Source organism: Psychrobacter sp. UBA6739 (assembly GCF_002453835.1).
In the GTDB taxonomy this organism is placed as follows: Bacteria; Pseudomonadota; Gammaproteobacteria; order Pseudomonadales; family Moraxellaceae; genus Psychrobacter; species Psychrobacter immobilis_A.
Window position 1 is genome coordinate 40,150 of record NZ_DKHR01000054.1, and the last position, 13,479, is coordinate 53,628.

Annotated in this window: 9 protein-coding genes; 7 read left to right on the forward strand and 2 right to left on the reverse strand. The window is 42.8% G+C overall.

Going from position 1 to position 13,479, the window contains the following annotated elements; translation table 11 throughout:
- Positions 1–171: 171 nt before the first annotated feature.
- Positions 172–3,960, reverse strand: a complete 3,789-nt coding sequence (metH, locus tag B2575_RS11760) for a methionine synthase (RefSeq protein ID WP_296242229.1) — start codon at positions 3,958–3,960, stop codon at positions 172–174.
- Between the two features lie 566 nt (positions 3,961–4,526).
- On the opposite strand from metH, the gene B2575_RS11765 reads away from it, so the two are divergent.
- The 3 genes from B2575_RS11765 (at position 4,527) to B2575_RS11775 (ending at position 7,163) form a co-directional block, all read left to right on the forward strand.
- Positions 4,527–5,081, forward strand: coding sequence for a fasciclin domain-containing protein (locus tag B2575_RS11765; protein ID WP_296242231.1), 555 nt, complete (start codon positions 4,527–4,529; stop codon positions 5,079–5,081).
- Between the two features lie 342 nt (positions 5,082–5,423).
- The gene (locus B2575_RS11770) at positions 5,424–6,374 is read left to right on the forward strand and encodes a fasciclin domain-containing protein (RefSeq protein WP_296242233.1); all 951 of its coding nucleotides are present in this window, start codon (positions 5,424–5,426) and stop codon (positions 6,372–6,374) included.
- Positions 6,375–6,557: 183 nt separating this feature from the next.
- Positions 6,558–7,163: a fasciclin domain-containing protein gene (locus B2575_RS11775; protein ID WP_296242235.1), complete on the forward strand. Its 606-nt coding sequence runs from the start codon at positions 6,558–6,560 to the stop codon at positions 7,161–7,163.
- A 358-nt stretch (positions 7,164–7,521) separates the two neighbouring features.
- Here the strand turns inward: B2575_RS11775 and B2575_RS11780 are convergent, their stop codons facing one another.
- The gene (locus B2575_RS11780) at positions 7,522–9,069 is read right to left on the reverse strand and encodes an alanine/glycine:cation symporter family protein (RefSeq protein ID WP_055125213.1); all 1,548 of its coding nucleotides are present in this window, start codon (positions 9,067–9,069) and stop codon (positions 7,522–7,524) included.
- A 1,199-nt stretch (positions 9,070–10,268) separates the two neighbouring features.
- Here B2575_RS11780 and B2575_RS11785 point away from each other — a divergent pair.
- The 4 genes from B2575_RS11785 to B2575_RS11800 form a co-directional block, all read left to right on the forward strand.
- Positions 10,269–10,901, forward strand: a complete 633-nt coding sequence (locus B2575_RS11785; protein WP_045456163.1) for a LemA family protein — start codon at positions 10,269–10,271, stop codon at positions 10,899–10,901.
- A 261-nt stretch (positions 10,902–11,162) separates the two neighbouring features.
- On the forward strand, positions 11,163–12,341 hold the full coding sequence (locus tag B2575_RS11790; protein WP_296242237.1) for a TPM domain-containing protein: 1,179 nt from the start codon (positions 11,163–11,165) through the stop codon (positions 12,339–12,341).
- Between the two features lie 77 nt (positions 12,342–12,418).
- On the forward strand, positions 12,419–12,943 hold the full coding sequence (locus B2575_RS11795; protein WP_201562721.1) for a TPM domain-containing protein: 525 nt from the start codon (positions 12,419–12,421) through the stop codon (positions 12,941–12,943).
- Between the two features lie 219 nt (positions 12,944–13,162).
- A partial coding sequence (locus B2575_RS11800; RefSeq protein WP_414707438.1) for an adenosine deaminase family protein occupies positions 13,163–13,479 on the forward strand: 317 nt, incomplete at its 3' end.

Here is a 13,479-nt window from a genome sequence, read left to right on the forward strand (position 1 = left end):
ATAATCTAGCATGGTTATTGTTAGCAAATGATGAAAGTATTTTGCTATTAACGTAGCGATAAGTTTGCTGATGGTAGGCAAAATAGAATGCCATAAAAAATGGCTTACTCATATTAAATGAGTAAGCCAAAGAATAACTATCAGGTTTCTATAACTTGATTAGCCAATCGACTACAAATTCGGATTTAACCACTTCTCAGCCGTTTTCATATCCCAGCCTTTACGCTCAGCATAACTTTCTAACTGATCACGGCTGATTTTACCGACGTTGAAATATTCACTATCAGGATGCGAGTAATAAAATCCGCTGACCGATGACGCAGGCCACATTGCATAGCTTTCGGTTAGCGTTGTACCAATCGCATCTACCGTACCGAGCCAATCAAACAATTTGCCTTTTTCGGTATGCTCAGGGCAGGCAGGGTAGCCAGGTGCAGGGCGGATGCCGACATATTTCTCTTTAATCATCTCATCATTGGTGAGTGATTCAGTCGGCTGGTAACCCCAATACTCTTTACGGATGAGCTCGTGTAGATGCTCGGCAAAGGCTTCTGCTAAGCGATCAGATAATGCCTGTACCATGATCGCATTATAGTCATCACCTGCTGCTTTGTACTTTTCAGCCAGTGCTTCTGTACCGACGATAGAAACGGTAAAGCCGCCCAAATGGTCAGTATGTGTCTCTGATGGTGAGATAAAGTCTGCCAAGCTAAAGTTCGGCTTGCCACTGGCTTTATCGCTTTGCTGACGTAAGTGCTCGAATTGATATTCTGCTGCGCCGCCTTTAGTAGTACGGTCATAGACAGTAACGGTATCGGCACCCGTACGGCGAGCTGGCATAAGTTTGAACACCCCTTTAGCGACGATTAATTTTTCATCAATCATCTTTTGCATCAGCTCATTGGCATTATCGAACAGATCGCGTGCCGCTTCGCCGACCACATCGTCTTGCAATATCTTTGGATACTTACCGACCAGACCCCAAGAGATAAAGAATGGTGTCCAGTCGATATAAGGCAGCAGCTTAGCGATTGGATAGTCGTCAAATATCACTTGCCCCAGCTTATTGGGGACTGGTGGCACATAGCTTTCCCAATCATACTGAAAGCCAATCTTGACCGATTCGGCATACGTGACCTTCGCCGCTTTTGGTTGACGCTTAGCAAGGCGTTCACGTACTTTGACATACTCTTCGCGAGTTTCATCGATAAGCGCTTGACGGTATTCTTTGGAGAGCAGTTTGGTGACTACACCGACTGAACGTGAGGCATCAGATACATAGATGACGGCATCATTTTGGTATTGTGGCTCGACTTTGACCGCTGTATGCGCTTTGGAGGTCGTTGCACCGCCAATCATCAAGGGTAGCGTCATGCCGCGCTCTTGCATTTGTTTGGCGACATAGACCATCTCATCGAGACTTGGGGTAATCAGACCTGATAAGCCAATGATATCGACTTCTTCTGCGATAGCGGTATCGAGGATTTTTTCACACGGCACCATGACGCCCAGATCAACGATATCATAACCGTTACAGCCTAGCACCACGCCGACGATATTTTTGCCGATATCGTGGACGTCGCCTTTGACAGTTGCCATGAGGATTTTGCCTTTCTTTTCACCCTCGACTTTTTCTGCTTCGATATACGGATTTAGCCACGCGACTGACTGTTTCATTACGCGAGCTGATTTGACCACTTGTGGTAAGAACATTTTACCGGCACCAAATAAGTCACCGACGATATTCATCCCGTCCATCAATGGCCCTTCGATGACTTCTAGCGGCTTGGGGTATTTCTCCCATGCTTCTTTGGTATCCGCTTCGATAAAGGTCGTGATGCCTTTGACCAGTGCATGGGCGATGCGTTCTTCTACCGTGCCTTCGCGCCAGCTCATATCAACGGTGCTGTCTTTTTTCTTACCACCGTTTTGGTAGTTCTCAGCCACAGTCATCAGACGTTCGGTGGCATCTTGACCGCTCTCACCTTGGTTGCGGTTGAGCATCACATCTTCGATGGCGTCACGAGCTTCCTTTGGAATATCATCGTACAGTTCAAGCATGGCAGGATTGACGATACCCATCGTCAGACCATTCTGAATCGCATGATAAAGGAATACGGAGTTGATGGCTTCACGAATAGGGTTACCACGGAAACTAAACGACACGTTAGAGACACCACCCGATACCATTGCATTGGGCAAGTTATCGGTAATCCATTTGGTGGCGTTGATAAAGTCCGCACCATAATTATTGTGCTCAGTGATACCAGTGGCAACGGCAAAAATGTTCGGGTCAAAAATAATGTCTTCTGATGGGAAACCAACTTCGTTGACCAACACATCATAGCTGCGTTGACAAATCTGGATCTTACGCTCGTAAGTATCGGCTTGGCCGTCTTCATCAAATGCCATGACAATAACAGCGGCACCGTAGCGCATACAAAGCTTGGCACGCTCAACGAACTCAGCATGACCTTCTTTTAATGAGATAGAGTTGACAACGGATTTGCCTTGGATACGCTTAAGGCCTTCTTCGATGATGTCCCATTTAGACGAGTCAATCATCAGCGGTACGCGGCTGATATCAGGTTCACCAGACACCAAGTTGACGAAATGAATCATCGCTTGCTTGGAGTCGAGCATACCCTCATCCATGTTGATATCGACGATTTGCGCGCCGCCTTCGACCTGATCGCGTGCCACATCGAGCGCTTCGGTGTAGGCTTCGGTTTTAATCAAGCGTAAAAACTTTTTAGAGCCTGTGACGTTGGTACGTTCACCGACGTTGACAAACAAGCTATCAGAATTAATAGTAAATGGCTCAAGACCTGACAAACGGCAGGCAGGAGCGATTTCAGGAATCACGCGCGGTGGATAATTTGCCACCATTTTAGCGATTTGGCGGATATGCTCAGGCGTCGTACCACAACAGCCACCAACGATGTTTAAGATGCCTGCTTTGGCAAAGCCTTCGAGTAGGGCAGCGGTTTGTTCGGCTGTTTCATCATATTCACCAAACTCGTTGGGCAGACCTGCGTTCGGATGCGCTGACACATAGGTATTAGCAATGTTCGACAGTGTTTGAATATGCGGACGCAGCGCATCAGCACCAAGCGCACAGTTAAAGCCAACCGATAATGGCTTGGCATGGCGGATTGAATTATAAAAGGCTTCAGCGGTTTGACCTGATAGCGTTCGACCTGAGGCATCGGTAATCGTTCCCGAAATCATAATTGGTAGCTCAAAACCAATGTCATCAAACACGCCTGTGATGGCAAATATCGCTGCCTTGGCATTTAGCGTATCAAATATTGTTTCGATGAGGATGAGATCAACACCACCTTCTATCAGGCATAAAGTTGCTTCACGGTAATTTAGTACCAATTCGTCAAAGGTAATGTTACGAAAAGCTGGGTCATTGACGTCCGGTGATAGCGAGCACGTGCGTGAAGTTGGCCCTACGACACCAGCGACAAAACGCGGTTTCTCAAGCGTTTTTGCCGTAAATTCATCCGCCGCTTGACGGGCAATCTTGGCTGCTGTCTTATTCAGCTCAGGCACTAGATACTGCATATCGTAGTCAGCCATCGACAGACGCGTACCGTTAAAGGTATTGGTCTCGATAATATCGGCACCAGCTAGCAGATGATCGTGATGAATGTCTTTAATCATGTGCGGCTGTGTCAGTACCAATAAATCATTGTTACCGCGTACGTCTTGATTGATATCGGCAAAACGCTCACCACGATAATCTGCTTCTTCTAATTTATAGGTCTGAATCTGTGTACCCATCGCCCCATCTAACATCAAGATGCGTGATGCCATTTGCTCGGTGATACGTGCACGTGCCGTCAGTTGCTGCTCTTTATAAGGAAACACGGCAGGTGGCGTTAAAATAAAGTCATCAGCGGATGATGGACTAGAAGTAAGATCAGATTGAGAAGTCATCGTTTGAGTCATAGGAGCGCTGCTTATATCGTCAATGTTATAAAAGGGGAAGTAATAAGAATAAGAATAATAAATAGCGTGCAACATTCATAAAAGGCGTGGGCAAATCCGCATTATTCTAGCATGAAAATCATACCTCACGTGGGACAGTACTTATTCCTCTTTGGCAATATGCTAGACAAAAAATCTGCCTGTTGATTGAGTGAGCATGATGTTCAAAGTTTATGGCATTAAATGATTAGGAACAAATGAATATCATTTCGTTTAAAGATTACATAAAGCTTTGTTTCTATAAATGAAAGCACAACGATTGTGCTTAAAAGTCAGACAGAGTTTACACTGTACTACAAAAAGTTGCGTAAAGAGGAATTGATAAAGCTTGGTTATATGTTAATTTAATTTCAGAAGGATTGGCGTTTCATAAGCAATACTTACTAGTAAATGTTAATAGTTGTATTCAATGACACTTGGCATTTATTACTATTATTAGCGCCAGTATTTGCTATAAGGGAAGACGATCTAATCTGCAAGACAGTTATAGAACAGTCAATAAATACTCAATCATTAAGGATAATGTTATGAAGCTTACTAAAATTGCTACCATCGGTACATTAGCACTCTCAATCGCTGGTTTAAGTGCTTGTAATAATATGATGCCAAGCAAAAGCGCAGCGACGAAAGCACCTATGCACAGTCAATCTATGGCAAAAATGAATGTGGTACAAGTTGCCCAAAGTAATCCTGACTTCTCGCTACTGGTCGAAGCCGTCGTAGCGGCAGATTTGGCGGGTGCTTTGTCTAACCCGAATGCAAACTATACAATATTTGCGCCGACCAATGCCGCATTTGTACAAGTCCTGCAAGAAACAGGCATGAGCAAAGCACAACTATTTGCTAACAAGCTACTATTGACTAAGATTTTAGGCTATCACGTGATTAACGGTGCTGCGCCAGTATATGCGAAAGACGTTAAACCGGGCAATATTACTATGTTCAGTAAAGATACTCTGATGGTCACCAATCAGGGTAAATTGATGGATGAAAATGGTCGTACTACCAATATCATAAAAACCGATATTGCTGCTAATAACGGCGTAGTACATGTTATCGATAGAGTATTACTGCCCAAATAAGATTAACTTCAAAATTTCAGTTAAAGAATTATATTCCTATTACTTTGTATGATGCAGCTGGTATGAGTACCAGCTACCGTCTTTGATGACATGATTGTTAAATACACGCTATTTTAATTGTCAACTATTTTAGATGAAGCTTTTCTAAATGAAATTGCTGGTATTTAGAATGTTTGAGATATTTTCTAAGCGTGTCATCATTATTGTTTAACACTACGACAATAAACGACAGTCATCTTTGTTTCTTGTTGAAAGCTTTGATCCTTTAACAATTTCAATCATTCGACGGATGCTACTGACAAAGTAGATGGTTCATCTGGACTCATACATAAGGATATACTCATGCTAAAAAGAACCCTATTATCTCTGGCGCTTGCCATGACCATTTTGCCGCTAGCCGCTTGTAATGACGATGACAATGATTTTTCAGTTGTTGTAGAAGCGCCAACACAAAATATTGCAGAAATTGCTGCTGAAAATAAAGATTTAACCATTCTTAACGCTGCGTTAAAGGCGTCTGGACTTGATAAAGTCTTAATGTCATCAGAGGACGAATTTACTGTATTTGCACCTACTGATGCTGCATTCGCTGAATTATTGGAAGAGCTTGATGTGACATCAGAAGAGTTATTGGCTGACAAAGAGCTATTAACCATGGTCTTAACTTATCATGTTATTCCCAATATGACAGTCAAAGCTGCTGACATTCCTTATGGCGACAGTATCGAAACAGTCAATGGTCAAGCGTTCTCTATTAGTGATGCCAATATCATTATGGATGCAAGTGGGGATACCTCTAAAATTATCAAAACAGATGTATTGGCCACTAATGGCGTCATTCACCTCATTGACGACGTATTGCTACCTACTGACAAGTCTATAGTCGATCTAGCTGTTGCCACAGAGGATCTCAGTATCCTCAAAGAAGCAGTGGTAGCAGCAGGATTGGCTGATGCCCTCGCTGATGAAGACGCTGACCTTACCGTCTTTGCACCAAACAATGCCGCTTTTGCTAAATTATTAGCTGAACTTGAGATAAGTAAAGAACAGCTATTACAAGATAAGCCGCTGTTGACGAAAGTGCTCACCTATCATGTGATTGAAGACGACCGCGTCTTTGCCTCTGAAATTATGGCAGGCAGTCAAGAGATGCTGGAAGGCAGCAGCATCACATTTGACGCTAAAAAACAAATTACTGATGGGAGAGATCGTACCTCTAATATCGTGACCGCGAATATACAAGCGAACAATGGAGTTGTACACGTGATCGATACAGTGTTGCTACCTAAGTAAGCATTAATCCGAAATTAATCAGTTAAAATTATAGTTATTGGTATAGTAGAGGCGACATTATTACTATTGTTTAGTTGCTATCATTTGCAACAGATAAGTGGTTCGCTGTTATATACATTAACTGGGTTAAGTTATTTGTCAAACAAGTCACTTAACAGACCATCCCTTTATAAGGAAATACTTATGTTGAAGAAAAACTTACTTTCTATCGCTGTCGTTACAGCTGCCATGTCATTAGCCGCTTGTAATGATAAAGAAGCAACTACTGATCCTGTTGAGCCTGAAGTGACTACTGAAGAAGTGGTTGTAGAGCCTGTTGCCGAAGTTGAGCCAATGACTGAAGCCGATCCAATGGCCGATACTGCTGCGACGCAAAGCATTGCTGAAATAGCAGCTGGCAACGAAAATCTAACGATTCTAACGGCTGCATTACAAGCTGCTGGCTTAGATACAATGATGATGGATGCTGGGACTTATACGGTATTTGCACCAACTGATGATGCATTTGCTCCTGTGTTAGAGAAGCTAGGCGTTACTAAAGAAGAGCTATTAGCCGATACAGATCTACTGAAAAAAGTACTTCCGTATCACGTAGTGCCTATGGTTGTTATGGCAGCTGACATTCCTTATGGTACTGATGTTGCTACTGTAAATGGTGCTACTATCAATATTAGCGATGCTAATGTCATCACTGATGCGACTGGTAACACGGCTAATATTACTGGTACAGATATCATGGCAACGAACGGTGTGGTTCACACTATCGATGCAGTATTGATGCCTGAGTAAGTTGTTTCTATAGCCTCTTTATTGATGATTAATTAATTATTTAAATGATGACGTCGAATAAGCCTAGCTATTGAGCTGGGCTTTTTTGCGTTTGGGGGATACCTAATGTTTACCATAGCATTGATATAAGTCAGTCGCATGAAAACGGTTCAATGTAGTGGAGAGTAAGATAAATAGCCTCTCATTGGTTCACACTAATGCAAGTTTAAAGAGTAATGATGACTTATATAAGACGTTTATTGGAGGCTTATGAATGCAAAGGTTTGAAACAAAAAAGCCCGAAACGATTGTTTCGGACTTTTGTTTTGGAGGTTTGAATAATAATCATGTTAAAGAATAGTAGCTACGTTATAGAATATTACTTATGCTCTTTACGTAGTGGATCTGCTGCCATTCTTTGTTGCTCTTTTAGATGACGCTCTTCCCAATAAGGGGCGTTTTTGATGCCGAATTTTGCAGGATCAAAACTGTAGCGCTCAACACCTGCTTTGCGCTGTGCTTCATAGTCTTTTAGCATAGTAAGCGTTGGACGAGCCACAATGAAGATGACCAAAATACCAACGATGTTCAACCAAGCCATAAGCCCAACACCAATATCACCAATAGCCCAAATGTAGCCAGCTGAGTTTAGGCCGCCGTAAGCAACCATCACCATGATTAAGATTTTGACTAAGAATAGACCAGTCTTGTTGGCACTGCGACCGACAAAGCGCGTTAGATAAGCAACGTTCACTTCGGCGATGTAGTAGTAAGCCAAGATAGTGGTAAAGGCAAAGAAGAAGACAGCAATAGCGATAAAGGTGTTACCAAAACCACCATAAACAGATTCCATCGCCATTTGCGTGAATGCAGGGGCGTTGATTTCAGTGGTAGCAGCGACATTCTGTACGATGAACTGACCGTCTGGTAATGTACCTTGAATGTTATAGGTACCCATGGTTAGGATCATGAAGGCAGTAGCAGAACATACTAATAGGGTATCGACATATACTGAGAATGCCTGAACCAAACCCTGCTGTGATGGATGCTCAACTTCAGCAGCAGCAGCAGCATGAGGACCTGTACCTTGACCTGCTTCATTTGAGTAAATACCACGTTTTACGCCCCAACCAATCGCTGCACCAAAACCTGCTTGAGCAGTAAATGCATCGCTAACGATTAGACCGAATACTTGTGGAATCATATCAAAGTTAGTAAACATGATGATCAGTGCAAGAACGATATAGCCCAATGCCATAAAAGGAACGGCATACTCGGTAAACGTTGCGATACGCTTGATACCACCAAAAATGATAATACCTAATACCACAAGGATAATGGCTAAGGCTACTAGACGCATTGAGCCAACTTCTAAGGCGCCAATGCTCATAACAGACCCTTCGCCCATTACCTGTGCGAAAGCATTGATAACGCCGTTTGCCTGTACACCTGGTAAAAATATACCACAAGCGAGGATAGATGAGATTGCAAAGAGAATGCCATACCATTTTTGGCCAAGTGCGCGCTCAAAATAGTAAGCTGGGCCACCGCGATATTCGCCAGTGATGACATCTTTTTCTTTGTAAATCTGTGCGAGCGTAGATTCAACATAAGCAGTAGATGCGCCTAAGAAGGCCACGACCCACATCCAAAATACGGCACCTGGGCCACCGAAGCCGATAGCCGCAGCTACCCCAGCGATGTTACCCATACCCACGCGTCCTGCGAGTGATACGGCAAGTGCCTGAAATGATGAAATACCTTGATCACTAGATTTACCAGTAAAAAGTAACTTGATCATTTCACCGAACAGCCGCACTTGTACGAAGCGCGTCATAATGGAATAAAATAGGCCCGCGCCCAAGCACAGATAGATCAGTGCGGGGCTCCAGATAATTCCGTTTACTAAGTTAACTAAACCTTCCATATGTATATTCCTAGTACTGTCTCAAAGTGGCTCTGTATGCTAGGAGTAAGCTAACTGGTTAACTTACTTATTTAAGTTAAGCAGTTAAATTATCTACATCGACTCATGTATATCCGTTAAGTCTCATACGCGCTTAGCCACTAAGAATGGACTGTAGTTGTCTGTAGTTATCCGCTTGGTTTATCAGTAATATTGACAGTTTGCTTATGCTTATTACCGACGATATGCGTATCAGCATAGTTGCAAGGCGTAAGCTGTCTCAATTACTGCGACATTTATCTTATCACTTCACTTAATATCTGAGATGAATGTTCAGTAGACCGGTGGATAAAACAGGCGGTTATAATATTAAATACTTATCATGCCGATAGCATTCAACTTTTGGTGAGCGGTATCGATTGACTACAGGCTTGGTGTGGCTGATTGAAACGATTAAGCGAATCTCTAATAATTGAGTAATATTTTACATAGAAATCAACAACTCGCTAATACTAATCAAGCCATAAGTCCACTACCAAATGTATTCAAACCGTACGGCTACGTAACTGCAATTTGCCATATTTTTGTCGTAATTACTAGAATTTTCTTTGTACAGAAGCATATATATTCATATTGAGTCAGGCAGATATGACTACAAATAACGATGAAATATCGTATGTTTTGACCGTTGTTAGATGTCGAATCAATAGATAAAGCCACATCGACTACACAAAAATAGAGCGGTTATTCAGCGCTCATCTATCACTCCTCTATACTGGACAAGGTATGCACTAAAGATAACGTCAGTGGTTCGATGATATTTGTGAGGTAGATATTATCAATAATAGGTAATAAAAACGAGCAATAGTAATGGGATAGCAGTGTGGTTTTGCGGTTGTGTTTTGGTAACGGCTAATTGTAAAAATACTGAGATAGCGCCATCATTGTGTAAGATATCTTATCCTATAGTTTTGTTTCGTTGATAAGACGAGAGCATAGGGCGGTATACGATTGCTATCGTACTCATTAACTGCTGTTTTTATGTTTAGTGTGGCTTTAATACAAGTGATGTGTCTTTATTATAAAAAATATACGGCTTCCATATAAATAGACATACATTTGCATGACATCATGTATCAGCTTAAAAATACAAGCTTTAAAAAATTATTAAAAAAGTGTTACTGGCTATTTATTATTTACCATTATTAGGAGAAACAATGATGACGCGTCAATCAATTGTAAAACCCATATTGCTCGCAGCCGTGTTAGCGACGTCTACCGTCGGTCTAAGCGGTTGTGGCTACAACAACCTGCAAGCTCAAGATGAGCAAGTTACCGCGTCGTGGTCAGAAGTGGTGAACCAATATCAACGCCGCGCTGATTTAGTGCCAAACTTAGTCAAAGTCGTGCAGCAGTATGCTGAGCAAGAACAAGAAGTGTTTACTCAAGTAGCTGAGGCACGCTCTCGTGCTGGTAGCATTACGGTGACGCCAGAAGTACTGAATGATCCAGAAGCGATGGAGCGTTATGCAGCGGCACAGGAACAGATGACAGGTGCATTATCACGTTTGATGGCGGTCTCTGAACGTTATCCTGAGTTAAAGTCAGATGCTTTGTTCCAAGACTTACAAGCCCAGCTCGAAGGCACTGAAAACCGTATTGCCGTCGCTCGTAACCGTTATATTCAAGAGGTGCAAAGCTATAATACGACGGTGCGCCAGTTCCCAACCAACATTACAGCAAAAGTATTTGGTATGAATGCCAAGCCAAACTTTAGCGTGGCGAATGAAGACGCTATTTCAACCGCACCAAGTGTTGACTTCGGTGATGATAAGTCAGCGACAGCTGAGTAGTGGTGATTAAATAGAGATGAAAACAGAGCGGGATTTGCCGCTCTGTTTGTTTACATTTTTATCGTTTAGCTTAGTTAGCCACTAGTTTGCTTAGCCACATTTTTAAAGGTATTGATGGATATGAATGCCTATTAAATGAATATCAAATCCAAAAAGTACGATTAGTTATGTCAAATTTGGTTTTTTTGCTATGCTAATTTTTGTGAATGGTCTCACGTAGATTCACTCAGTACAGATGTCACTTGAGGTGGTATAGATTAGATGAACAATTCAAAAGCAATCCTATCAGTATTACTATTCACACTCAGCATCAGTAGTGCGTCTGTGTTGTATGCTGCGCCTAATGAAGCCATTGATAGTACCTCAGACATGCAAAGTCGTAGTGTTGAGGATTTGGTAGCGATTGCCAAAGCGGGCGAGTCTAATGAAGCGATCAATGACGCTGTATTGGGTAACGAAGCCATTAATGATGCCATTTTAGGTAATGAGGCGATCAACCCTAATGTGGCTAATAATGATGCCACAGCTGGGTCAACAGCCGAAAATCCTTCTCCTATACAGTCAAATGCACCCAGTGTCGATGCCGATAAGCTCATATTAAATAATCCTGTCGTTGATCAGGCCAATATCCTAAATCCGCAAGAAAAACAGCGTCTAGAGGTGCAGCTTAGAAATATTTATCAGCAAGGTCTTGCGCAAGCAGCGGTGGTTATCGTTCCTACGACCAATGGTGTTCCTATCTTTGACTATGCTCTACAAGTAGCTGAGAAATGGCAGCTGGGCAATAAAGACATTGATGATGGCTTACTCATGGTAGTCGCCGTCAATGACCGTGATATGTACATTTTGACGGGTTACGGACTAGAGGGTGTTTTACCAGATGCTGCCGTCAATCGTATTATTCGTGAAGATATCACGCCGTTATTTAAGCAAAATAACTATGGTGCTGGAATAATAGCTGGCGTTGACGCACTCAAAACGCGGCTGACTGCTGATCCTGAGGTATTGGCTCGTGCTGATGCGCAAGCAGCCGAGCGTAGTGCACAACAAGGTTCAGACGAGCTACCATCGCCCATATTTTTATTCATTATGGCAATGATATTTGGAAGCTTTATTACCAGTATTTTTGGTCGTGTATTTGGTTCTATTATTACTGCTGGTGGGTTTTTTGCGGGATCGTTAGCCTTAGGCGGTGGTTTTTTTATGACCGTTATTATGGCTATATTCTTATGGCTATTTTTGATTTCACGTGGTGGCGGTGGTGGCGGTGGTGGCGGTGGTGGTAAAGGTGGATCTGGCGGCGGTCGTAGAGGCGGCGGTATGATATTCCTACCTGGTATGGGCGGTGGCGGCGGCTCTGGCGGTGGTGGTTTTGGCGGCGGCGGCTTCGGAGGAGGTGGCGGCGGCTTTGGCGGCGGCGGGGCAGGCGGTTCTTGGTAAAGGCGGTTTTAATAAAGGCATGTTAGGTTCAGACATTAGATGATTGCCAGCAATGGCGTACTTGAGGAAATAATATAATGGTAAAAAGCAATTCGTCGCAGGCAAGTTTTGCTCGTTGGTGGCGTCAAGTACTGTTTGTCCCTATGCTGCATAGCAAATGGCTAACGCCAGCGGCTAAAGCGCGGCTGACAGAGCAGGTGACGTTGGCTGAGCGTGGGCATCGCGGTGAGGTGTTTTTAATTATAGAAAATCACTTACCTGTCCAAGATGCCTATCGTCTTGATTGTCGTGATCGGGCGATTGATTTGTTTAGTGAATATCGCGTTTGGGATACGGAAGAAAATACAGGTGTTTTAATCTACGTCAATATCTGCGAGCATAAGCTTGAAATCGTCGCGGATCGCGGTATTAGCACGCATGTGAGCCCGACTGTGTGGCGCGCCATGTGTGAAAAAGCGGTCTCAGGTATTGCCAATCAAAAAACTGAAGAAAGCTTAGCGGAGCTACTAGATGAGGTAGGTCAGTTATTGCGTCAGTATTATCATCTAGGCGATGATCCCGCCGGTAATGAGCTGTCTGATACTGTGGTATTTTTAAAATAGCGTTTTTAATACTGTATNNTTGAAATGGCTTTTATGCAGTAGCTCTTATTATGAAGCAACCCTTATTATGAAGTCACCCTTATGAAGTCGTGTTTATAGCTGAATGCAAGGGTTTGCTGTTTGTCTATGGGGTTTTGTGGCCAATTGAAATATAATAGCCTTTATAGATATACCCCGCTGACAAACGCAGCGCTTAATAAAAGCCACTACTGGAACACTATGATTGAATTAATAAAGAAATTACCCAAAGCAGAGCTACATTTGCATATTGAAGGCTCATTAGAACCGGAGCTGATGTTCAGATTGGCGAAAAAAAATAATATAGACATTCCTTATAATGACATCGAAGATGTACGCCGCGCCTATAATTTTACCAATCTACAAACCTTTTTAGATATCTATTATGCGGGCGCCAATGTCCTGATTACCAAAGACGATTTCTACGATTTAACGTGGGAATATATTCTAAAATGTGTTGAAGACAATGTCATTCATACTGAGATATTTTTTGATCCGCAAACCCATACCGCAAGGGG

Excerpts from the sequence above, each read along its gene's own strand:
- metH (WP_296242229.1), bottom strand. The coding sequence starts at position 3,960 with ATGACTCAAACGATGACTTCTCAATCTGATCTTACTTCTAGTCCATCA.
- B2575_RS11765 (WP_296242231.1), top strand. The coding sequence starts at position 4,527 with ATGAAGCTTACTAAAATTGCTACCATCGGTACATTAGCACTCTCAATC.
- B2575_RS11770 (WP_296242233.1), top strand. The coding sequence starts at position 5,424 with ATGCTAAAAAGAACCCTATTATCTCTGGCGCTTGCCATGACCATTTTG.
- B2575_RS11775 (WP_296242235.1), top strand. The coding sequence starts at position 6,558 with ATGTTGAAGAAAAACTTACTTTCTATCGCTGTCGTTACAGCTGCCATG.
- B2575_RS11780 (WP_055125213.1), bottom strand. The coding sequence starts at position 9,069 with ATGGAAGGTTTAGTTAACTTAGTAAACGGAATTATCTGGAGCCCCGCA.
- B2575_RS11785 (WP_045456163.1), top strand. The coding sequence starts at position 10,269 with ATGACGCGTCAATCAATTGTAAAACCCATATTGCTCGCAGCCGTGTTA.
- B2575_RS11790 (WP_296242237.1), top strand. The coding sequence starts at position 11,163 with ATGAACAATTCAAAAGCAATCCTATCAGTATTACTATTCACACTCAGC.
- B2575_RS11795 (WP_201562721.1), top strand. The coding sequence starts at position 12,419 with ATGGTAAAAAGCAATTCGTCGCAGGCAAGTTTTGCTCGTTGGTGGCGT.